The 23395-nt window shown below is 51.2% G+C and carries 21 protein-coding genes and 1 pseudogene; 6 read left to right on the top strand and 16 right to left on the bottom strand.

Annotation, left to right across the window (positions count from 1 at the left end; translation table 11 throughout):
- Positions 1-19: 19 nt before the first annotated feature.
- The 7 genes and pseudogenes from EDC63_RS08495 to EDC63_RS19115 form a co-directional block, all read right to left on the bottom strand.
- On the bottom strand, positions 20-2194 hold the full coding sequence (locus EDC63_RS08495) for an eCIS core domain-containing protein (RefSeq protein WP_223248481.1): 2175 nt from the start codon (positions 2192-2194) through the stop codon (positions 20-22).
- 215 nt (positions 2195-2409) lie between these two features.
- Positions 2410-4176 (bottom strand): eCIS core domain-containing protein, encoded by a 1767-nt coding sequence (locus EDC63_RS08500; protein WP_124948166.1) that lies wholly within the window; start codon positions 4174-4176, stop codon positions 2410-2412.
- Between the two features lie 102 nt (positions 4177-4278).
- Positions 4279-6204 (bottom strand): eCIS core domain-containing protein, encoded by a 1926-nt coding sequence (locus EDC63_RS08505; protein WP_223248482.1) that lies wholly within the window; start codon positions 6202-6204, stop codon positions 4279-4281.
- 461 nt (positions 6205-6665) lie between these two features.
- Positions 6666-8297, bottom strand: a complete 1632-nt coding sequence (locus EDC63_RS08510) for an eCIS core domain-containing protein (protein WP_223248483.1) — start codon at positions 8295-8297, stop codon at positions 6666-6668.
- Complete coding sequence (locus EDC63_RS08515; RefSeq protein WP_124948167.1) at positions 8294-8557, bottom strand: hypothetical protein; 264 nt, start codon at positions 8555-8557, stop codon at positions 8294-8296. Before EDC63_RS08515 ends, EDC63_RS08510 begins: the two co-directional genes overlap by 4 nt.
- Positions 8554-9780 (bottom strand): ATP-binding protein, encoded by a 1227-nt coding sequence (locus EDC63_RS18755; protein ID WP_223272281.1) that lies wholly within the window; start codon positions 9778-9780, stop codon positions 8554-8556. Before EDC63_RS18755 ends, EDC63_RS08515 begins: the two co-directional genes overlap by 4 nt.
- A 306-nt stretch (positions 9781-10086) precedes the next feature.
- Positions 10087-10356, bottom strand: a pseudogene (locus tag EDC63_RS19115) (hypothetical protein); the annotation flags it as partial.
- On the opposite strand from EDC63_RS19115, the gene EDC63_RS18760 reads away from it, so the two are divergent.
- Complete coding sequence (locus EDC63_RS18760; protein ID WP_223272282.1) at positions 10292-10768, top strand: hypothetical protein; 477 nt, start codon at positions 10292-10294, stop codon at positions 10766-10768. The pseudogene EDC63_RS19115 and the gene EDC63_RS18760 overlap by 65 nt on opposite strands.
- Before the next feature lie 19 nt (positions 10769-10787).
- Here EDC63_RS18760 and EDC63_RS08525 read toward each other — a convergent pair whose 3' ends face one another.
- From EDC63_RS08525 to EDC63_RS08545, 5 genes are read right to left on the bottom strand one after another with little or no spacing between them, the layout of a single operon-like run.
- A complete protein-coding gene (locus EDC63_RS08525; RefSeq protein WP_124948169.1) occupies positions 10788-12038 on the bottom strand; it encodes a DUF4255 domain-containing protein in 1251 nt (416 codons plus the stop codon).
- Positions 12035-12910, bottom strand: coding sequence for a hypothetical protein (locus tag EDC63_RS08530; RefSeq protein ID WP_124948170.1), 876 nt, complete (start codon positions 12908-12910; stop codon positions 12035-12037). The genes EDC63_RS08525 and EDC63_RS08530 overlap by 4 nt, the downstream gene beginning before the upstream one ends.
- Entirely contained in the window at positions 12907-13644 is a 738-nt protein-coding gene (locus EDC63_RS08535) for a T4 family baseplate hub assembly chaperone (RefSeq protein ID WP_124948171.1), read from the bottom strand. Before EDC63_RS08535 ends, EDC63_RS08530 begins: the two co-directional genes overlap by 4 nt.
- A 6-nt stretch (positions 13645-13650) precedes the next feature.
- On the bottom strand, positions 13651-14178 hold the full coding sequence (locus EDC63_RS08540; RefSeq protein WP_124948172.1) for a phage tail protein: 528 nt from the start codon (positions 14176-14178) through the stop codon (positions 13651-13653).
- A 12-nt stretch (positions 14179-14190) separates the two neighbouring features.
- Complete coding sequence (locus EDC63_RS08545) at positions 14191-15744, bottom strand: phage tail sheath family protein (RefSeq protein ID WP_124948173.1); 1554 nt, start codon at positions 15742-15744, stop codon at positions 14191-14193.
- Between the two features lie 615 nt (positions 15745-16359).
- Between EDC63_RS08545 and dbpA the strand changes: the two genes are divergently transcribed.
- Complete coding sequence (gene dbpA, locus EDC63_RS08550; RefSeq protein ID WP_132920914.1) at positions 16360-17787, top strand: ATP-dependent RNA helicase DbpA; 1428 nt, start codon at positions 16360-16362, stop codon at positions 17785-17787.
- Positions 17788-17957: 170 nt separating this feature from the next.
- Here dbpA and merA read toward each other — a convergent pair whose 3' ends face one another.
- The 4 genes from merA to EDC63_RS18765 all read right to left on the bottom strand — a co-directional run bounded on the left by merA (position 17958) and on the right by EDC63_RS18765 (position 20582).
- Positions 17958-19391 (bottom strand): mercury(II) reductase, encoded by a 1434-nt coding sequence (gene merA, locus EDC63_RS08555; protein ID WP_124948174.1) that lies wholly within the window; start codon positions 19389-19391, stop codon positions 17958-17960.
- A 2-nt stretch (positions 19392-19393) separates the two neighbouring features.
- A complete protein-coding gene (gene merP, locus EDC63_RS08560; protein ID WP_124948175.1) occupies positions 19394-19693 on the bottom strand; it encodes a mercury resistance system periplasmic binding protein MerP in 300 nt (99 codons plus the stop codon).
- Between the two features lie 12 nt (positions 19694-19705).
- Positions 19706-20062 (bottom strand): mercuric ion transporter MerT, encoded by a 357-nt coding sequence (locus tag EDC63_RS08565; protein ID WP_223248486.1) that lies wholly within the window; start codon positions 20060-20062, stop codon positions 19706-19708.
- A 328-nt stretch (positions 20063-20390) separates the two neighbouring features.
- Positions 20391-20582: a hypothetical protein gene (locus EDC63_RS18765; RefSeq protein ID WP_223248491.1), complete on the bottom strand. Its 192-nt coding sequence runs from the start codon at positions 20580-20582 to the stop codon at positions 20391-20393.
- Between EDC63_RS18765 and EDC63_RS19120 the strand changes: the two genes are divergently transcribed.
- The 4 genes from EDC63_RS19120 to EDC63_RS08585 all read left to right on the top strand — a co-directional run bounded on the left by EDC63_RS19120 (position 20500) and on the right by EDC63_RS08585 (position 23266).
- Positions 20500-20778, top strand: coding sequence for a methyltransferase family protein (locus EDC63_RS19120; protein ID WP_223248490.1), 279 nt, complete (start codon positions 20500-20502; stop codon positions 20776-20778). The genes EDC63_RS18765 and EDC63_RS19120 overlap by 83 nt on opposite strands.
- Before the next feature lie 185 nt (positions 20779-20963).
- On the top strand, positions 20964-21416 hold the full coding sequence (locus tag EDC63_RS08575; protein WP_124948178.1) for a DUF3465 domain-containing protein: 453 nt from the start codon (positions 20964-20966) through the stop codon (positions 21414-21416).
- A gap of 72 nt (positions 21417-21488) precedes the next feature.
- A complete protein-coding gene (locus tag EDC63_RS08580; RefSeq protein WP_124948179.1) occupies positions 21489-21899 on the top strand; it encodes a VOC family protein in 411 nt (136 codons plus the stop codon).
- An 89-nt stretch (positions 21900-21988) separates the two neighbouring features.
- On the top strand, positions 21989-23266 hold the full coding sequence (locus EDC63_RS08585; protein WP_124948180.1) for a cation:proton antiporter: 1278 nt from the start codon (positions 21989-21991) through the stop codon (positions 23264-23266).
- Positions 23267-23395 lie beyond the last annotated feature (129 nt).

A 23395-nucleotide genomic window follows, 5' to 3' on the forward strand; every position in this document is an offset into this window, starting at 1 on the left:
CCACTTGTGCTCCTGCGCGCTAAAATGAAACGCCACCCGTGAACAGCACCGTAGTGGGAACCATCGTCTTGACAGTCGGACCCATCCGATCAAGCCGCGATTCGGGAATACTGCCTGCGCCGGTCATGACATTGACGCCGCCAAATACAGGACCGACGTTTACCTTTGCCTGCCCACCCCAAAGCAGTGGTGAATCGGGGTTCCACCAGTCCAGGCGGCTCACTGATCCGGTCAAATCCAGTTTGAAAGCCGGAAGTTTGTCAGGTGCCGAGTCACCCATATAGGTATAGGACAAGCCGAGAGAAACATCCGAAAAACCACTTCTGCTGGTTTCTCCCACCCTTCCGGTAACAAATGAGATTGCAACGCTGGCATCCAGAGTTTTCTTCTTTCCAACATTAAACCGAGTACTGGCGAAAGGCGTCGTTTTTAGTCCCCATCCACCCGCCGGTACGCCACTTGTACCAAGAGGGGCGAGGACATCTTGTTCTTTCCAGTCCAGATACGTCGCGGTAAAGCCTATTTTCTTCAGTCCTGTCGCTTTTTCTCCTGCCACATAGCCATAACCGCCGCGCACAAACCATGATGTCAGTTCTTTTCCCGTCTCTCCGCCATACTGCACGCCGGCCTCCAATTCGGCCAGATGCCCGGCAGAGCCGAAAATCGTCCCACCTTTGAATTTGTAGCCGGGCTGCTTATCCGGGGTCAGGGTGAGGGGCTTGTTCGCCTCGTATGTAAACCACGCACTCCCCTGCCAGCCGCGATATTTCGAAGGGTCGGCGATGTCTGATACGGTAGCGCCTCCCGGCTTGATAAGCGCAGGCAGATTTAACGTCAACCCGTATTTCTGCTGGCGGACCTCCCCGCTGATATCCTGATTGCGCTCAAAAGTTGCTCCTGACGGCACCCCGCCGCCTGCAAAAGGTGCGGCGGAAAAGGCCGGATGGGTTGCCAACTGCATGGGACCAACATCGAAAAAATCCGGTGCTTTCAACTGTTTCTTGAAGATCGCGTTCACCAGCGCTTTGATCAGGCCTGTCTGCTGAGTCCATGCATCCCCTTCCAGCGCCGTCGGGTCTTCATTTTTCTTTTTCACACCTTGAATCAATGAGTATGTACCCTGCACCGCCAGAAATAGCGCTGCGAGAGTTGCCGTATGCGTTTTCACGCGCGTCAAAAACAGGTCTGAAGAGAGGTAATCGTCCACACGCAGGCCCACAATGCGGCTCAGTGGGTCAAAGATCGCGTCTTTGGCTGGGGTCAAGCCAGTCAGCGGGTCCGCATATTTGGATAGATTTTTCAAATAATCACCGGCATCCTTCGACTTATCCCCGCCGGCAAATCCACCCGGCATCAGACCCACCGCCATTGCCCAAGCATAAAAGGCAGCGCCTTCCGTTCCCTTCAATGCGAGCAGCTTGCGGTCTCCCGGTGTCAATTCCTTTAGCACCAGGTCTTTCCAGATATCCACAAGCAGCGGATAAACCGCCAAATCTTTCCAGGTCCATTTGAGTGGTACCTTATCTGCATTGGTCGGCGCAGGTTCCGGTTGAGCAGAAGTGGGCGTTTTTGTCGCCGGTTCTCGGTTCAAAAGATTATGTTCTGAAGTGGGTCGACCGTGGTTTTGCACCACATGCGCCAATTCATGGGCCAACAAGCGCCTCCCCGCCTGCACTCCCGGAGCGAACCGTCCGCTGCCAAACACAATATCTTGCCCCACGGTGTAGGCATTGGCGTTCACGTCACGCGCAGACTGCTCCGCAGCACCACCGGAATGCACGCGCACCTGCGAGAAATCGTGGCTGAAACGCTTCTCCATGTCTTGCCTTAGCGCCGGTTCGAGCGGCATACCAGAGCCGGCCAGGACGTTGCCTACGCTTGCCGGTGCGGTATCCGCACCTTTGGTCACCAGCTCTCCATAACGCTGTATGCGTGGCGGGGCATGGCTGACAGCTGAATGCACTCGCGTATTCAACACCTGATCGGCAATCTTGTCTGCTTCTAGTTCCAGCGGATCATTACTAGCGCCTATAGCAATTTTGCGTTGCATCACGTTATTTTTTTTCGTACATTCCGCACATTGACCACCTGCTACCGTGTGGTTGCCACACTCACACTTGCGCTGAAGCATGCCTTGCGCTGATGGCAACAGGCTTGCTGCTGAGACTTGCGGCGCAACTGTGGCTTTATTCATGGCCAATGCCTCCTAACGAAGGTTTTGAACAAGTCCGTCCGTGATGAGCATGCCGACCTACAAACGGATGCAATTTTTTCTGCGATCCTTTCAGTCCTTTGGATACATCGTAAAAACAGGTCATGGTTTATACCTCACCCTTGGTCATTACTTGGCAACTGTCTGTTGTGCTGCCCTAAACAGGTTCTTTCTTCTTGCGTACAATAGTGGACTACCTACTGAAATTGCAGCACGACGCTCAAACCACTCTGAAACCACTCAAAACGCTGGTTATTCTGTGTATCAAATCCAATACCACCTCCGACCTCGCCAAGGATCTGGAGCGCAGTCTGCCGGCCTATGTGAAAATTCACCCCGCCCGAAATACCTGCGGCACCGTAAGGGTGCCTCTTGTCGCCGGTCGTGCCCACCGGCACATTTACGCCGCCTCCCTCAACGTATGCACCAATCTGCGAGCCAAAACGCCAAGGGCGATAACGGAATGCAAGAGCTGCGCGCACGCCGAGCAAATAGGCATCGCGATTGTTCGAGTCAATCGGTGCGAATCGCAGATACCGTGCACCTACCCCAAGCTCCCAGTCGTGCATACGCGTGAGCGGGAAAAGAAAATCGAGACCAGCGCCGCCAGTTCCGTAGTGGTGCGATCCGGGCAACCCATAGGCGTATCCTCCGACTGCGGAGAGGTTAAGGAACACATTTGAGCAACCCACATGGAGACGCCCCTGATCGAGAGCTGGTAGCACACGCGTATTGGGAACACAATTGGTGTCCTCAGGTCCAGTGATCGGTTGGCCCGCGAACTCGGACGCGAATGCGTTATAACACTCAGCGGTGTCGAAACCGCCAGGAAGCTCGTCATTCAGCCCTCGCGTGGAGAAAACGTAATGCGCCCATTCGTGCAGCAACGTGATGGCCTGCTGATCGGGTGCTACCGCCCAAAACCGGGAGCAAAGGTCAATTTTCTGGCCGCCGAACATGCCAATATGCGTTACACCCAGTGCGGTACTGCATTCGCTGGATGGCTCACCTGTTGCGGTACATTGGTAAGTACAGTCTGTGCCGCGAATCTCCCTCGCTATTTTGGCAAACCGGTCGCCGATCTCGGGTAGAAACCGGCAGCGGGTAAGCGAGTCGTTGTAATCGAGGCGAAAGCGCTTCCAGACGAGTGCGCGTGTGGGCTCGGCCAGCGGGTTCGCACGGACCGCCGCTGCGGCACTATCGGCTAGAGCCGCTGCTTCGTTTTCACGTGCAGTCAAATATGCGGCGTTGCGGCCCGCCACGGCCCGGCATGGCAGGTGGTTGTTATCGTCAACAACCTTGCGCTGAATGACATTAGGAATCCCAGTAGAATCAGATGACAGAGAACGTTTTCCATCACTTTGGCCTGCACTAACTCCCTCTGCACCTTGTTGCTGTATTACATGCGTTAACTCATGGGCAATCAAGCGCTGCCCGTCGCGTGTCCCAGGCGTAAACCGGCCCGCACCGAACACTACATCGTGTCCGACAGTATAGGCATGAGCATGCACGTCCCGAGCCGATTGCTCGGCAGCAGCGTCAGAATGTACCCGTACCTGAGAAAAATCGTAACCAAGGCGTTGTTCCATGTCTTGCCTAAATGCTGGTTCAAGTGGTCTGCCTGTGCTGGCTAAAACGTGGTCTACGCTGGAAGGTGCCATATCTGCATCACCAGCCGTTTGCCCAGCGTAGCGCTGGATACGCACTGGCGTATTGCCGAGGGTGGAATGCGCCGATGTAGTCATGGCCTGATCGGCCACCTGATCGGCTTCCCGTTCCAGTGGATCATTACTTGCACCAATAGCAAGCTTCCTTTGCAGACCATTTGTTTTCTTCGCGCACTCCGTACACGCCCCGCCTGCAACTGTGTGATTACCACACGCGCACTTGCGCTGGATCAAGCCTTGCGCGAGCGGAAAAAAACTTGCCGTTTTGGCTTGCTGTGCAACGCTCGATTTATTCATGGCCGATACCTCGGTTTGAAAACCCCGGGTTGAGTCTGCAACACACTCGCCGAACCAGGAATCGACTCTTGCCACACAGTTGAGTAAGCCTCAGCGTGCACATCAGAACTGTCCTCCAATTGTCAGACCGAGACGGAACCACCGAGACCGCGCCGGATCGGTTTCAATATCCCGGGTGATTGGGCCAATAACGCCAGGTGCACCAATCGTAGATCCGGCAGCACCCTCGACACGAAAATCGAAGCGGGCCGAGGAGCCGGAGAGCAACGGAGTCCGATAGCCGGCACCCAGACCTAATTCGCCGTACGCCGCAGTGGCGCTGCGACTACCGGCACCACCGGGTCCATAGTCCGATGACTTAAACCAGCCGTGGCCCGCTTCGCCGAAGGCACCGGCGGTAAAACCATGCCCGGCTTCACCCGTACTCCTTTCCAGCCCGAGCCGCGCGCCGAGGAGGAATGCACTCGCGTAGCGCTGGCCTCCTGAGGTTGAAAACATATTGATCTGCGGGCCCAGAACGAATTCCCAGCGGCGCAAACGATCCAGCGGAATACCAACTCTCAACCCCGCCTCGAAGAAAGATCCGGACGTTCCACTCAACGATGCATAACCGCCGCCCAGAACTATTCGATAATCAGGAATGACTGGCCGGGGCTGCGCCTGCAAATTCGCGCTGCAATTCGGAAAAGCGTTTTCCAGAAATATCTTGACCGCATTGAAATGCCGCTCCTGAAACATCGCAAAACGTGAGTGTTCATCCGGCCCCATCGCAGAGTAATCACGCCGTACGCGTTCCGGGCGGAACCATTGCGGTGCCGTGGCACGCAAACTTTCATCCGCTTCAGGATACTCGTCGCCCACACCCAGAGCCTGATGACCGCCCTCATGCACTGCGGTCGAGCTGTTCCAGGATTTGGCGCAGATAGTACCGGAATTGGCACGACCACCACGATTCACAACGGTAATCGTCGTGTCCGGATGTGCCGTTTCTTCTCGTGCCACTACATTGATCGGCAACAACCGACCGGCACAACTTCCGGGGCAGCCAGCGCCGGACAACCTCACGTTAAACCAGCCATTCAGACCACGGTTGACGTTAGCCAGAACACTGGTCTTGATAGAATTGAATGAGGTGGCGGAGAGGGGTGGAACTGCGGTGCTAGCCGGCGGTTCATCGCAAAATCCCGCACTCGCTGCTTGCGCAGCCTGCACGAAATTGTATCCAAATGGGATGATAACTGAACAGTCCGAGGGGTTAAATCGCACGTTCATTTCACCGCGATGGATTACCTGTCGAGGCTGAGAGCCGCTTGCCGGTGCCGTTTCGGTCCTGGTAACGGTACCTTCGACCAGGCCAGGACCACTGGTCGGCTGAATCAGCGTTGTCACCTTATCTTCAAACTCGGTTGACCCTCCACCGGCGGTGTCGCGTTGTATCACTCCGTCCGCACCCGCCTGCTGCACCACATGTGTCAATTCATGCGCGATTAGCCGCCGCCCCTCATGTGTCCCCGGTGCGAACCGCCCAGCTCCAAACACAACATTGTGCCCAACCGTATAAGCGTTAGCATTCACGTCTCGCGCCGATTCTTCGGCAGCCGCATCGGAATGCACCCGCACGCTCGAAAAGTCGTGGCCAAAGCGCTGCTCCATATCCTGCCTCAACGCAGGATCGAACGGCCTGCCGACACTCGCGAGAACGCGGTCCACGCTGGCCGGCACCGATTCAGTTTGGCCGCCAGCACTCCTGGCGTAGCGTTGGACGCGAGGTGACGCTCTACTGATACCGTGATGCTCTGGCTCAGACAAAAGCTGATTCGCAACTCGATCGGCTTCCAGTTCCAGCGGATCATTACTCGCGCCAATGGCTAGTTTTCGTTGCAACCCGGTTGTTTTCTTCGAACACGCTGCGCACGCTTTGCCCTCAGCCATATGATTACCACACGCACATTTGCGTTGGAACATGTCATGCGCATGCAGTAAATGCGTACCTGTTTTAGCTTTCTGAACAACACTTGTTTTATTCATCGCCGATGCCTCCAAGCACCGATCGTCCTCTTTGCTGGCCGATTTGCGTCGATTTGTTATAAGTTAATTGCATCAAAAAATCTCAGTTGACTGCTTGTCTATATTGTTAACAGAATGGCTACAATAAGCGTTGTCTTCAATTCCAAGTCCTCCGGTGGGTGAATCCACTTAGGGGTGGATTGCACGATTTTTTTTCTGCGCAAGGCAAGGCGCAACCACAGCTCATTTCTTGCGTGCGCTAGCCATCCCAATACCTGTTTTAAAATTACCACTGCCTTTCATACATATCTAAATCACATACATATCCAAATCAGGCGATGCATACGGCGGAATCACCATGCTCACCGGTATAAAGGCGTAATGCGGCGCAAGCCTTACGGTTCCCTATTGATCGGCCACGGCGACGCAGATAGCCTGTTCTGACTAAGTTCTGCCAAAATCTGTTCAGCCGCCCATCCAGGCTAGCTGCGACGAATATCCCAAGCACCACGATCTGTGTCAGAGGTTCCACGCCCCCAACGACCGACCAGATTCCGCTCTCCTCTCGAATCCAGGAACCCCTTGCCTGAATTGGAATCCAGCGTCCAATCAAAACTTATATGTATGCCTGATATGGGAGAGAGACTCGTATTTCCGAGCACGGGATTTTCTCCCTTTACAGTTGTCGTGTTGTAACCAATGACGCCATTTCTGATATTCCCAAGATTACGACCTCCAACCGAAAACCTTCCGGTAACTGCACCAGTCGTCGTAGCGTTCAGTTCACCCATCCAGACCTCGTTAAAGGATTTTGCGGGAGCTACGGACGTGTCCAGGGACTGGCCTGTCCAATATCCTGACAGGGTATTCGCCCATACCTGATGTCCGACGCTTTCCTCGTAAAAATTAGGATTTTCGACTTCGCTCCATCGCGAAGAAATATAGCGCGCAATTGAAAAACTCATGGTTGGAGTAGCAATAAGTTCGCTATAAAATCTCCCGCCCTGGCGATTCGCTTCCTGATCCGCATTCGAGAATACACCGGTCGAAAACAAACCGTACCCACCTCCCTCCGAGCGCTCGCTTTCCTCTTCAGCCGCAGCCCTGCCCGACGAAGCTTGCGTAGTCAAATAGGTCATGCCCTGCTGGAAAAAATGCCCCAGTTTGTCGCTGCCAACGCAAATGCCGTTAATTTTCATCGTCGGGTTCAGGATAGGAAAGGAAGTTTGCGACCAGAGCCGGTACGTGACGCCAGCATATTTGGTCGCGCTCTGCGCAGGTTGGGACGCCTTTGCGGTAGGCAAAGTACTTGCCCAGACCTCTATGGCGCTTCGTCCGGGCTGGGTATTGGTGGCAAGGGCAGTCACGACGCCTTGGGCTACGCTTAGTCCCGCCGGGGGTACACGTGCAGTCGCACGCGCGCTGGCCAAAGTAGCGTTGACTTTCGTATCAACATCCGATTGCGTATCCGTCAATACTGCACAGCCCGGTACCGTGTCATTCTCCGCCCGCTGCAGCAGCGCCGGATTAGCCGACTGTTGCACTACATGGGTCAGTTCATGGGCAATCAGTCGCCGTCCTTCCTGTGTCCCCGGCACAAACTGCCCCGCGCCAAACACAATATTATTTCCCACCGTGTAAGCTTTGGCGTTTACGTCACGCGTCGATTGTTCAGCATCTGTACTGGAATGCACTCGCACCTGTGAAAAGTCGTGGCCGAAACGCCGCCCCATATCCTGTTGTAAGGCAGGCTCAAGCGGCCTGCCAGGGTTAGCAAGAGCTCGATCCACACTGGCAGGTGCAGTACCCGCGTCACCTGCCGCTGGGCCTGCGTAGCGTTGAATGCGAAGTGGTGCGACGCTAATATTGGCATGACTGGGGGCTGCCATCACCTTATCAGCGACCCGATCTGCTTCCAGTTCCAGCGGATCGTTACTGGAACCGATAGTAAGCTTCCTTTGCATACCGCTCTTTATTTTCGAACACGTCGCGCATTCCCCACCGCCTACTATGTGGATGCCGCACGTGCATTGGCGCTGCATCAAAGCGTTACGACTTGCGTTAAATGCGGATGATGGGGCCTTAGGCTGCACTGCAATGGTACGTTCGCTCATGGCTTGGCTCCAAAACCCTCATACACAGCACCCGCAATCTGTCGCCCCAGCCCTTTCGGATTTGCGCACTCCGCCAACTGAACAGAACCGCCTTTGACAGAAGCCAACTTATCCCCTGAACTTAACTGTGAACCCAAGCTACCTTCTGCAAGCAAGCGGGTTAGCTCCAGCTCAACTGCTGCCTGCAAATGCGCTCCTTGCCGCTGCTCCACTGGCAAACCCTCCAGCACCAGCCTCTCAATGTGCACGTTGATATTCATGCATTCCCCCCCGCTGACTCAAGCCAGCGGAAATCAGCCTCGTTGACAGGCTTATCCAGTTTACGAAACTCGTTGCGCGAGGCTTCCAGTACGAACGGCATGGTCACGCGCGTCTTGGACTGTGCAGCGAGAAATGCCGCGTTTACCGCAATATTGATGATGCTGCCCCCCGTGATATTGAGCTTTGCAAGGCGTTGGAAATCCAGCTCCCCCAACGGTGTTTTTTCCGGAAATACGCGCTGCCAGATTGCTAAACGTTCGCTGGTTCCGGGAAATGGAAAATTCACCACAAAGCGCAGACGGCGAACAAATGCCGTATCCAGCGCTCCTTTCATGTTGGTAGCAAGTATGGCCAAACCTCTGTAGGCTTCCATACGCTGCAGCAGATAATTGATCTCGATATTGGCATAGCGGTCGTGGCTGTCCTTCACTTCGCTACGTTTCCCAAACAAAGCATCCGCCTCGTCAAAAAATAGAATTGCGCCACCATCTTCCGCTGCATCAAACAGCTTACGCAGATTTTTTTCTGTTTCACCTATGTACTTACTCACAACGGCAGAAAGATCAATACGGTAGAGCAGCAAACCCAGCTCATTGGCGATCACTTCTGCTGCCATGGTCTTGCCGGTGCCCGATTCCCCGGCGAACAGCACGCTAATGCCTAGCCCACGATTCATGCGTTCGCGAAATCCCCAATCGTCATAGACTGCCATGCGCGTTGCAACCTGGTCGGTAATCTGGCGCAACAATCGCTTCTCAGGCGGCGGTAGCGCAAGATCATTCCACTGTGCCTTCGGCTCCAGCACCTGTGATAGCTGGTCCAGCGCCGGCCGTGCGTGGCGTAGACACTCCGCCCATAGTGTACTCCCCAGATCACCACCCTCGGATTTCCCGAGCGCGTTCGTGGTAACACTGCGAATAGTTGCAGCGTTGAAATTGAACTGCCCTGCCAGCCGCGCTGGGTGGTCGGCGGCACGAGCACCCAGCGCCTGCTCCCACACTGCACGCTGTTCATCACGAGTAGGCTTCGCTATATCAAACGTGATGCTTTCGCGACCCGGCTCTGGCCAAGGCTCATGCGTATCAAGAAACACCAGACCCATACTGCGGCTGAACACGCGTTGCAACGCTGCAGTCTGCGGGCTGGTGGCTCGATCCAGTTGGCTCGCGTCAACGTAAAGCGCGATCGGCAGAAAAGCGCACTCCCTCTGCCACAGGCGCACCATCGTATCCTGGTCGCCGGTCTGGGCAGGAACACTCTCTGCCGAAAGTCGATATAGAGTAAGACCCAGTCGGGATGCAACCTGTCCGGCAACCGAAAGCTTGCTTGCACTATCGTTGCCGACCAGTTGGAATAGTGGCTGGGACATACCTCTCTGGCCGCTGTCCAGAAGAGCGACGATCTCTTCAACCTGGTGCGCTTGCGAGGGTGGCAACGATTCCTCTGAAAGCCCGATCTGCGTGGTTAAAGGTGCCAGACGATCATCCAGATAATTCAACCCCTTAATGTAATTGACAATACGCTCGTCAGCCTTGATCGCGCTGCTCACGAGCGGTTGCGCGCCAGGCTGATTGATTTCAATCAGCCGCCAATAGCGCAGGGGCCGCTCGGGTGAAAGTACTTCCCAGGCTGAGTTTTCGAACAGCGCCAAGGCAAGTGCAAAAGTAGGGTAAGGACGTGATGGCTCCCCCTGTGCCCGGGCGCACAGCCCGGCCACGCGGGTGTCAAGCTCCATGGCCGCGCACAGCAGCAGCGTGTTGCGCTCAAATTTGGTGAGACCAAGCCGCTGGGCAAGCAACAGCAGTGCCGGGGTATGCGCAACAGCACCTGCCTTGGACTCGGCCTCCGGAATAGTTTCGTTCATTGCTTCGCCCATGACCTCTGGCGGCGGCACGGTTTCGGAAGCGACATTCGCTGCAGTTTCTACGCTCATCTCTGGAGCAAAGGGTGTCTGGGTTTCGCTTTCTGCTGGCTTGGGATGCGTATTAAACAATCGGTCCAGCAGTGAGCGCTCTTTGTGTGGCTGTGCCGGAGCAGCGACAGACGTTTCGCGCGCGCTGGAAGGGGGGGGCCCCTCAGTTGTGCTCATGGGCTCTGGTGCGAGCGTGGTTTCTGGTACGGGTGCCGGCTTCAACTCTTGCCCGACCATGCGTTCAAGGCGTTGCCGCAGTTCGCTCAGCGCATCTGCCAGATACTTGTCATTGGCCTGAAGCCACTGATCGATCTCGCTCATGTCACGATCACTCGCTGTGCAGGATCAAACGCTGGCATCGGCGGCGTCCCGCTATAGATCACAGGAATACTGTCCACGCCATCGACCCGCAGGCGCACCAGATACGTACCGGCCAAAACTCCAAGCACAGCAAATGTGAGCGTAGTCGGCTGCGTAATATCTGCTGGCGTATTGATGCTGGCGGGTTCGATCTGCTGATCACCGAAGATGAGCAGCACCCGTTGCGTTGGGGCAATACGTGGCTCAGACGTGAGCGTTAGATTGACTGTCCCCACCGCCGCGCTATTTGGCGTCACGGTAATCCGGGGCGATAGTGCAAAGGCTATAGTATTACTGACCAGCATTGGCACATCGGGATGTTTTATGCTCAGATCACAAGTATAAAAACCCGGTACCCATTGGGAAAGAGCATTCACGTCCTCCACCTGGTTCGGCAGATGCACTATGATTTCGTTGGTTGCCCCTCCCACCTGAGGCACAAGCTTGATAGGCTGCGAAAGACGGGTACTGAAGAAGCGGACAATCGCATTGTCCAAAATCAATTGCTCGCCAAGGATAACAATATCCTCACCCTGACGAGCTGCAGGTTGTGACAGTGGCGGACGAATCTCGGTGAGGACCGGTGCCGCCCCGGTAATAGCCACAACACCACGGTCTTTTTCACCGCGCGTCAGCACCGGCGGCGCGGCCTTGACTGGCGTGCGACTGTCAATCAGCACAACAGTCACCTCGTATGCGGCGGATACGCGATACTGGGTCTGAAACACTGTCCAAAGCCTTGAAATTTCTTCAACACCCATACTGAGGGGCGTGATACGCAGACGTTCAAATTGATCCGCCAAGTCGTTGTTGGCCAACGAAAGCGAGATTTCGCCCCGCCCCAAAACCGGGTGATCGTGCAGTACGCTCATTGCGCCGCCCAGCACTCGGTGGCATGTGGCATCGCTATCAGCTTCGCCGCGGCCATAGGCAGTAATAAGATAATGCAGATTCAGTGCCAGCGGCGGGAATGAGGTCTCGCCGGGGCGTACCTGGCGCGGCATATCAAGGTTACGCCAGGCACCATTTACCACTGTCTGGTATAGAAATAAATTCAGCTGAGCTTTGGTAATGCCCTTGCGCGCCTGATCCAGTGGCTGGATCGTCACCTCCAGATCCGATAAATCCGAATCCAGAGACGGAATCTTCGCGAGCAATAGATTTCTCAGCGTAGATGTCGTCGCAGCGATGGCCAGCGTATTGCTCATCGCCGCCCCCTCTGCTGTTTGAGGTATTCATCCAGATCCATTGGTTTCTGTTTGACGGGTTCTACCCGAGGCTTGCCCGGCGAACCCTGAATGGCTCGCACTTCTACGCGCCCAATTGTAACGTTGATTACCGGTACCTGTTGCGACTGAGCCACTTCATCACGGACAGCTTCTTGTGGCATACGCCCGGAAATTACTGGCCCCAACCTCTCGGCCTTGGGACGCACCTGAGAAAATATTTGATCCGGTACCAGCGTGCCCTTTTCAAACACACTGTGCTGTGAATTCGAAATGTGGTCAGGTTCATCATGTGGCATTGTTTGAACTGGCTCCGCCTCATCATTTATTTGAAAAATAATTTTAGTCTTGGCGGGCAAAAGTGCAGGTTGCGAGGGTGACGCTGATTTATTCCCTGCAACGGTCACTTCACGCATATCAGGTTTTTTAACTTCAGTTTGTGAAACCGAATCCAGCATGACTGGATCATTTTGCAGCGTACCTTTTGTATTTTCAGGTTCCCTCAGAGCCAAGGAACCATCGGGGATTTTTGTGCTTCTCGGTGATTGTTTGGGTAACTCATTTACGAGGTGAGACTGAGGCTGAGGATTCGCGTGATGCTCTGATTTTGTATCATCAGCGATATTCGAACTTACCTCTTCCGTATGAGCGCTGGTTTGCCGAGTTTGCACCTCATTATGATCAGCCTCATAGGACTGACCCGCTGACAATGGAGGCGTTTGCCTTTCTGTATCCAAACCTGGCATAGCTTCCCCATCCGGAAAGGATTCAAACCGAGACAGCAAGCGCGGCTCAATATTACTAGCCGTACCCAGAGCTTTGGCAATTATGTGGTTTAGAAAATGGCTATTCATTGCCTGCATAGCTCCAGATACATCTGCCGCCGTGTTGGACTCATCATCAACACGTCAGATTCGCTCCAACCGTATGCCCGCGCTAACGAATGGACTTCGCGCAGCGTTCGCATGGCCCAGGCATGGATTTCCCTCCAAAGAAAGCGAGCAATGTCGAACATGGCCTCCCAACTGTGACCACAAGCGGGACACTCAAACGCAAGCTCCAGATCAGCTTGAGGATCGGCAAGGGCCATCTGTTCGGCAACAGCACTGACAACATGTTCAGGAAGTGAAGCATAACAAACCTGCTCGCCATCGGTATTACGTACATCCAGTATGCAACGGGCTAACAGCACATCGCGTGCTCGCGAAGAATCCATGTCAGGGGAAAACAACAATAGATCGTTGCTTGCAGGCAAACGAAATACGATCCGATAGCCATCGGAGTCAATCTCCTGAGCTCCATTCGATGGGTGATAATTGTCGACACGAATATCACTCACAAGCATGGTCGATTCTAGTTGCGTACTGCAATGCGGGCATGCCGCAACCACTGTCAGGCTGGATCCAAACAAACACTCACGCAACCGCATCAGCTTTGCATCACGTTGCCCTAATGGCATTCTCGCAAGCGCATCAACAGTCAGTTCAGGATAGGCTACCGACAGAATATCCAGTGCACGACGCGTATGCGAGGCCGCAATAGCTCCTTCCCACATATCCAGAAGTTGAGCCGCAGAGGGAATTAGCATAACGCATCAATTCGCTGGTTCAGTGAACTGGGGCTCGCTTGGTTCGGCAACTTCGTAGTCGCGTTCCCAACCTTCATTTTCCAGCTTGATGTGCTGAATCGCTACAGCATTGGCATTGGCATCAAGATCAGGTATTGCCTGATACTCCGACACCCAGCATCGGTATAGCTTATACGCCAGCACAAGCTGACCAGCTTCGTTGTAGGCTTCAATAATAATATCCTTACGAAAGTCCTTGAGCGAAACCTCCGCGCCCAGGCCTGAGCCGAAGTTCCATACTTTGTTGGCCCATTTTTCGAATTCGGTATCGTGAGTGACGCCTCGTTCTATAGTGACAGCCTCAAACTCGGTACGCCCTGGCGACTTGCGACTGCTGGACGGATCACCGCCCTCCCGATGTTTGACAACCTCTGTGGTACGTTTCAAGCCTGTGATCTTGCTCACACCCGCAACAAAACGGCCATCCCACTTCACCCGAAACTTGAAATTCTTGTAAGGGTCGAAACGCTGTGCGTTAACGCTAAACTGAGCCATGACATGTCTCCCTTAAGTCTGCAATTGTCCAGCAATTTGCTGGAGCTTGATAATCACGAATTCCGCAGGTTTGAGCGGGGCGAAACCCACAACAATATTGACGATACCCAGATCGATGTCATTCTGCGTTGTCGTCTCTTTGTCGCACTTCACGAAATAGGCTTCCTGTGGTGTCTTGCCCTGAAATGCCCCCTGCCTGAACAAGTTGTGCATGAAAGCGCCAACATTCAAACGAATCTGCGCCCAGAGAGGCTCATCATTTGGCTCGAAAACCACCCACTTAAGTGCCCGAAACAGGCTTTCCTCAAGAAACAGTGCCGTACGCCGAACCGGAACATATTTCCATTCCGACCCACGCTCGTCGTTACCTTGCAATGTGCGCGCACCCCAAATGATCGTGCCATACACAGGAAAATTGCGTATGCAATTGACGGCTTTTGGATTCAAAACCCCATTTTCATCGTTGGTGAGTATAGATTTAACGCCTGCCACACCGGTTAGACTAGCCTCTGTGCCGGCAGGTGCTTTCCAAACGCCGCGACTGGAATCCGTGCGCGCATAAAGTCCCGCGACAAACCCGCAAGGGGGAAATTCACGCAATCTATTTTCCTGAAGCGGGTCTGGTGCCAATACCCAAGGGAAATAAAAAGCTGCATTGATGGCATCGTTCCCTGTCAAGCTCGTATCTGGACCGTTTTGCAGGGTGGTGAGAGATGCACTTGAAGCACTGTCAGCAATCAGAAAGGAACGCCTGTCGCGGCAGAATTTTTGCAAAATAGAAAGAATGGACGCTTTCGTCTCACCCGGAACGCACAACAGGTTGAAGAGATCGATGCGGTCAAGGAAATACACACCGCCTACACCGCTGACCGGAATCATAGCTGTTTCAAAAGCGCTTTCATCGGGATTCAATACATTACCGTTCCCACCGCCAGTCAAATAAGCCGCCAGAGGCACATTGCCGCTTACATCTAAAACCGTATCTGCAGGCGGAACAGTCGCTGCTCCGACAATCTCAGAATCCACCAATGAAGATTCGCTCTTCAGTACGTTGACAACATAACGAGGATCGGCGGCATTCATCGAAAGGTTCTCGAACACCTCGACGGAAATGCCTTTCGTATTTTGTTTTACATTCACCACCTTCAGCTGGAAGCGTGCATCATCCGGAACGGGGCGTTTTTTTGTGACAATAGCGTAATCGTTTGCCCATTCGCCAGGATTTTTCGCTGTCACTGTCAACTTGCCATCAAGTGTGACCGCCGCTGCCAAGGCATTTTCAGAGGCAGTTTCAGAGCCAGTTGCCACAAGCCTGACGATATACGCCCGCTGGCCACCATTGGAAAAAAACTGGGAGACCGAATATCCTAACAGGCTATACGGATTCAGCCCACCAAACTTCCTTTCAAAATCCGACCAACTCAGCACGAGTTCCGCACGGTCTATTGGTCCTTTCGGTGCCCACCCAACAAATGCAGCAATAGACGTGGCAACACCCGTAATGGTGCGCACGCCGCTGGGAAGCTCCTCGATATATACACCTGGATAACTCACCGCAACTGGCATGGTACGATCTCCTCAAGAAATATTTACCCTGAAATACGTAAGAAAAGCAGGTTTTCTGCAATTCTGCATCAGCAAGAAAATCCTCTACGAATACTTGGAATTCCCAACTCACTCAATATGAATAACCCCAAAAACCACCAAATAACATCGTCATACTGATTCATAAATTTGATATTAGCGGTAAAAATCACGTTTACAATGTGATCAAAAATGCCCCTGATATAGGGTTAAAGAAAACCCATAACCAAGCAAAATGGCGGTTGGACTCCACCTTTATTGTGTAAGTGCTTTTCGAAGTTGCTTAAGGAAGGAGGCAAATGAAAAGTGAAATCCCTATGATGGTCTGTGATTAAAAACACACCAATTATATGATTTGCAATAATAATCATATTTTTTTGGAATTTTTAGTCAGCACATTACTTTTTGTTCATGATTACAAAAGTCGAATTTCTTTACATTTTTTTATTCGGATAAATTTTTAATTTATGTGGTACTTGCGAATAAATGACACAACTAAATCTGCAAAACTTTCTGTTACTCACCTTGGGAATGCCCCATAAACCCATAAAATGCAAATTTTCATGCATTCCTAGCCGCAAGCATGGATAATTGCGTATGACTACAAATATCCAACCCTCTTCTTTGCCTGCAGCAAACGCTACCGGGCGCCCTTTCAGCGAACTGCCGCTTTCACCCGCCATGCTGGCCACTTTACAGCAGCTTGAATATCTGACGATGACACCTATTCAGGCAGCCAGTTTGCCGATTGCACTCGCTGGCCATGACCTCATCGCGCAAGCGAAAACCGGTAGCGGCAAGACAGCTGCATTTGCGCTACCTTTGCTGACCAAATTAAACCCGCGCCACTTTGCTGTGCAAGCGATGGTGTTGTGCCCAACCCGTGAATTGGCTGACCAGGTAACGCAGGAAATTCGGCGTCTGGCGCGATTTGAAGATAATATCAAAGTGATTACACTGTGTGGCGGCTCTACCATGCGACCTCAACGTGCAAGCCTGGAACACGGTGCCCACGTTGTCGTTGGTACCCCTGGCCGTATCATGGACCATCTGGAACGCGGCAGCCTTAGCCTCGATGCGCTCAATACTTTAGTACTCGACGAAGCAGATCGTATGCTGGACATGGGTTTTTACGACGATATCGTTTACGTAGCGAAACAATGCCCGAAAAATCGTCAGACTTTGCTGTTTTCAGCTACCTACCCCGAAAGCATTTCTAAACTGTCGCGCCAGTTCTTGCGCAATCCGCAAGAAGTGAAATTGTTGGAACAGCACGAGGAAAGCAAGATACGTCAGCGATTCTACGAGGTGAATCCTGAAGAGCGTTTGCAGGCCGTCGGCACCTTGCTCAAACACTATCACCCTGTGAGCACATTGGCCTTCTGCAACACCAAACAACAATGCCGCGAACTGCTGGATGTGCTGATTGCACAGGGATTTCATGCGCTGACTTTAAATGGTGACATGGAACAACGTGAACGCGATCAGGTGCTGATTCAGTTCGCCAATCGGAGCTGCTCGGTATTGGTGGCAACCGATGTAGCCGCTCGTGGTCTGGATATCGCACAACTAGAAGCGGTGATCAATGTGGATGTTACGCCCGATCCCGAAATACATATCCATCGCATAGGACGTACCGGCCGGGCGGATGAAGATGGCTGGGCCCTTAGTCTTTGCAGCCCGTCCGAAATGCGTCGTGTAGAAGGCATTGCGCAGATGATGGGCAGTGAACCAGAGTGGCATGAGCTTGCATCATTGCAAAGCAAAAAAAGTTCTCCACTGGTTCCACCGATGGTAACCCTCCAGATTCTTGGTGGCCGCAAGGAAAAAATCCGTCCCGGTGACGTATTGGGCGCACTTACCGGTGAGGCAGGGTTTACGCGTGAGCAAGTCGGAAAGATTACCGTGACAGATCAATCTACTTATGTAGCTGTAGCGCGCAATATTGCACGGGAAGCGGTTCGTAAATTATCTGCTGGTAAAGTGAAAGGGAAATCGGTAAAGGTGCGCTCACTGGAAGATTAACTTCTTTCCATTTCTCAGAGGAAGGCAGCATGCAATTTCTCTTTGCAATGGATAGAAGGTAAGAGCAAAGCGAAAGGCCAAGGTTATCTCAATGTGCTACCACCCTCTCTCCCCCATCAAAGGGAGAGGGAAGCAGATATTTACAGATGTGAATGAAATTGTTAAACAGACTACCCTGCACAACACGATAATTGCGTCACATCTTTTGTAAAAGTCTGCGCGCATAGCTTCAACCCTTCCACCATAGTTAAATAGGGGAACAATTGGTCTGCCAATTGTTGATAAGTCATTTGATTACGAATGGCCAGTGCAGCAGTCTGAATGATTTCACCACCTTCGGCTGCCAGCACTTGCGCGCCGATCAGCTTCCCTGATTTCGCTTCCACTACCAGCTTGATTAACCCTCGGGTATCAAAATTTGCCAGCGCCCTTGGAACGTTTTCCATTTTCAAGGTACGGCTATCGGTTTCAATTCCTTGCGCTAATGCTGCGGCTTCGTTTAAACCTACTGAAGCAACCTGTGGGTCAGTAAATACAACAGTGGGCATAACGGATAAATCCAGGGCCGCATCTCCGCCAGTCATATTGATGGCCGCGCGCGTACCTGCTGCTGCAGCCACATAGACAAATTGCGGCTTGTTAGTGCAATCCCCGGCTGCATAGACGTTCGCCACTGATGTACGCATATAGTCATTAATTTCAATAGCGCCTTTGGCATCGGTTGCAATACCAACCAAATTAAGGTCAAGGGAATCGGTATTCGGTACACGGCCGGCAGCTATTAACAACCTGTCGCTACTGATTTGTTCATCGCCAAGATCAACATGAAATACTTTGCCATCATGGATCACGCTTTTCATCTCAGTATGCAGCAAAATACGCATACCTTCTGCAACTAGAATCGCTTGCAAAGCCGTCCCTATTGCCGGATCTTCACTTGATAACAATGTAGAGCGAGCTATAAGCGTAACATTCGATCCCAAACGCAAAAATGCCTGAGCCAGTTCAAGCGCCACCACTGATGCGCCATAAATAATTAAATGTGCCGGCAATGATTCGGACTCCAGCGCTTCTGTAGAAGTCCAGAATGGTGTTTCCTTTAACCCAGGAACATCAGGAATCATGGGGTTACGGCCAGTTGCGACCAATATACGATCAGCTTGAATACTGATGTTTTCTCCGTTAGATTGTTCTACCACCAGAGTATGCGCATCCTTAAAGCGTGCAATACCACGCACCAGCGTAATATTCTCATTCGATGCCAGAATGCTTTCATACTTGGCATATCGCAACGCATCCACCCTTGCCTGCTGTTGTGCCACCATCGCAGCGCGATCAACACCATCACTATATTGCTTCATACCAGCAAAGGGGTGCCATGATTGCAAATGCGCAATATGCGCAGCCCGAATGAAAATTTTTGAAGGTACGCACCCTACATTGACGCAAGTCCCTCCGACCTTCCCCTTTTCAATTAAAGTCACAACCGCGCCTTCATCGGCCGCACGTATGGCTGCGGCAAAGGCAGCTGAACCTGTACCAATTATTGCAATTTTCAGTCCAGCTTTAGCTGACTCGCAACAGTTCAGTTCAGTGATGCTCATGATCACTTCCCTCTGGGTGGCTTAACTGTAGATGGGTAGCCAGCATTTTTTGTGGCATCCATTAATAGACTCACATTGGTTTTTGCATCATCAAAAGTAACAACGGCTTCTTTTGATTCTAAAGATACATTAACCTTTGAAACGCCCGGCACTTTCACCAATGATTTTTTAACCGTAATCGGACATACCTCACAGTACATATCAGGCACACCTAAAGTAACGGTCTGAGTCGCCGAATAAGCAACGGGTGTAAAAAGAAAACTGGATAACAAAACTGCAAAACCAAATAAACGTGTGTTCATCGTCAATCTCCATTAATAAAATAAAGAAGCAAAATAAGGAAAAACCATACTGAAGCCTATGAAAGCAGCAACTAACCACAACAACCATTTATAAATACGATTTGTATGGGGCAAGGCGCAAAGCGAACCAGGCTCGCACGCTGCAGCAGCCGGCGCTTTATAAATCTGACGATATGCAAGAAACAAAAAAATCAGCGCGACAGCCAGAAAATAAGGCCTATAAGGTTCCAGCACAGACAGCTTGGAAACCCACGCACCACCAACGCCTAACATCACCAGTACTAAGGGGCCGAGACAACAAAGAGATGCGGCAATACCTGCGGCAAGGCCAGCCATCAGTGTGTGTAAACTGCTTTTATTTTTGGTCACTTTTGTCTCCAGAAGAATCATTGGAGACGATTCTGAACCCAGTACCCTAGTACGGAGTCAAGCTTTGAGACTTTCAATTTTCATTTGAAGATAAAACCAATTTCAAATTCAAACGATTTTGTAGTGCAACGCTATATTTAAAACCTGCACATTAAACTGTATAACGCACCATCATTGATGCAAACGTCATTTTGTGACAAGATACAAAGATATTTTTAAACTAATTTAAATATTAAAGCTTGATGAGTAGCGACCATACCCATACATCTGACGTAGTGTTACCGCCACCAGTCTTATATCTTTGTACTTTTTTGACAGGGTGCATCGTTCAGATTGTTTTCACTGTACCGCTTTTAAACTCTACGACCATTTCCTGGCTTGTCGCTTCTTGTTTATTCATCCCCAGCGCTGTTTTTGCGCGCTGGGCATTCATCACTATGCGGCACGCGGGGACCAGCGCCAGCCACAGCAAACCATCGGCTTCTCTCACAATCCACGGACCATTCCGCTTTTCGCGCAACCCAATTTATGTAGCGATGACAGGAATGTATCTCGGTGCAGTTTTTTTGGTTAACGCTATCTGGCCACTGTTACTTCTCATCCCCTTACTCATTCTCATGCACTGGTTTGTTATTGTTAAAGAGGAACGTTATTTGACCCAGAAGTTTGGACAAACCTATTTTGAATATAAATCAGATGTGAGGCGATGGTTATAGAACTAACCGAGCAATTAAAATTACCCTTCCTCAGAAAATGACGAACAAAAAGCGATGAGTAATTCAGAAATCAAATACAAAACTTCAAAAAATGTGGATAAAAAGGATAATTCCTGACATACACATTGTAATATGTATGTCAGGAAAGCATTCCATAATCCCCAAGCTTCAAAATTTAGGCATACATGAAAAATATCTTGCTCATTGCTTTGGCTATTTTAGCCGGCTACACAATTTATTCTGGTCAACACGAACCCACATCAAACGGCACATCACCTTCAATAACGGCTCAACGTGCTGATCAATCCAATGCAGCCATCACCAAAGCATTTGCAAATCATGAAAGTAACTTGCAAGTGTCAGGTCAGGGTATCGTCGCTAAACTTTTGCCAGACGATAATAGCGGCAGCAGGCATCAAAAATTCATTCTTAAGCTATCAACCGGGCAATCTCTTTTGGTTGCACACAATATTGATCTTGCGCCTAAAATCAACTCCCTCAGCAAAGGGGACACTGTTGAGTTTTATGGTGAATATGAATGGAATGCAAAAGGTGGCGTGTTACATTGGACGCATAAAGACCCTAATGGCTCTCACGTCGCAGGATGGTTGCAACACCAAGGCCAGAAATATCAATGAACCTTAGACACATTAATCCCTGCACCTAGCCACAGTAAAGCGTTATCGCGCAATTTTAAAACAAAGGATCCAATGCGTGCACGTATTACAGTCATTACAATTGGCGTTGACGATTTAGAACTTTCGTTACAGTTTTATCGTGACGGTCTTGGTTTTAAAACAGATGGCATTGTTGGTAAAGAATTTGAACAGGGTGCGGTCGTCTTTCTTGAATTACAGAACAGCTTGAAACTCGCTCTCTGGCCGCGCAAAAGCATTTCACATGATACTGGCCTCCCCCAAACCAATCCGAACCCTGCAGAATTCACGCTTGGACATAACGTTTCATCCAAAGCAGAAGTGGATGAAGTCATGGTAAAAGCAAAAAATGCCGGAGCTGTTATAGTAAAACCAGCTCAGGAAACTTTCTGGGGTGGTTATGCTGGGTACTTTCAGGATCCTGATAAGCATCTTTGGGAGGTTGTATGGAATCCTCAATGGTAGTGTAAAATGGCAATGCATTACATTACTGCAAAATCTTAAAAACACTGCTTTTAAAGCCTGCAAAATTCCAACTATTTTTGAGAGTATCAATGGATTATTTACCAATCTGGCCACTGGATATCACGCCACTGATGGCTTTTGGCTTAATGCTAATTATTGGCGCCATCGGGGGCTATGCAGCGCATCATTTCTCCTGGCTGCCAAGTATTACCGGTTTCATGATTGTTGGCTTCATTTGCGGACCCAGTGGTATAGGACTACTGAGTCAGCATACGATCGTCGAGTCGCGAATTCTGATAGATATTGCGTTAGCCCTTATTCTCTATCGCCTCGGATTATCGCTGGATATCAAACTGCTTTGGCGCTTCCCTGGGCTATTATTTACGTCGTTAGTTGAAAGCGCAGCCACTTTCGGACTGGTTGCTTACGTGTTGCACCTGTTTGGCATCCCCTTTTTATTATCCCTGCTGGTAGCCGCCATTACCATTTCATCTTCCCCGGCAGTGCTCTTGCACGTTGCACATGAAGTAGGCGCCAAAGGGGTAATTACAGAATCTACCAAGACACTGGTAGCACTGAACAATCTGTTTTCTTTCGTGGCATTTTCCGCCATTTTGCCCGCTTTGCACTATTCAGCGGGGTCCGACCAAACGACCATTATCATGCAGCCTTTATACAGCTTTTTCGGTTCGTTAGTTGTCGGAACCATACTGGCTTTTATCTTGCACATCGTAGCTACAAAAACGCACGAGGCTTCGCAATACAAACTTGCGCTGGTTATCGGCACCATAATGGTTGCAGTTGCGTTGGCTTATGAACTCAAGCTCTCCATGCTTTTCATCTGCCTGACTATTGGTATCGTGGTAAAAAGTATGGAACGGGAGAAAGTGGTTTCAAAGCTTGAATTTGGCGCTTCATTCGAACTGTTTTTTATCGTGTTGTTTGTTTTTGCCGGTGCAGGACTGCACTTGCATGAAATCATCGAGTTCGCTCCTGCGGTATTAGCACTGGTGCTGGTCCGTACTCTGGCAAAAGTCATTGGCGTGACAGCCATGTCGTCTCTACTCAAGAAGCCTTTCCGCACGGGCATGTCGAGTGGCCTCCTTCTTCTGCCCATGGCTGGGCTTGCAATTGGCCTGGTTCTTACCACAAGCAGCCTGTTCCCTCAGCATGCTTCGACCATTGCAGCCATTGTCTTTGGTGCAGTCACCGTATTTGAAACAATCGGCCCACCAATTGCCACTCTGGCATTTCGGTTTTCCGGTGAGGCTGGCAGAGCACACAAAAAAAATACCAACAATTCTGGCAAACCAGAATCAACCCCAGTCAACAATATTGAAACGACGACAAAGCCAGATTTGGTATAAACCGCTGTTAATATCAAGGCAGTTTGTATCCATTTAAATTAAAAAAGCGTGCGGCCGTTAAGCCACACGCTTTTAAAACGAGGCAACCTGATTGTATTCAGGTCAACTCATTTAAACACCTCATTTACT

Source organism: Sulfurirhabdus autotrophica, from assembly GCF_004346685.1.
Classification (GTDB): domain Bacteria; phylum Pseudomonadota; class Gammaproteobacteria; order Burkholderiales; family SMCO01; genus Sulfurirhabdus; species Sulfurirhabdus autotrophica.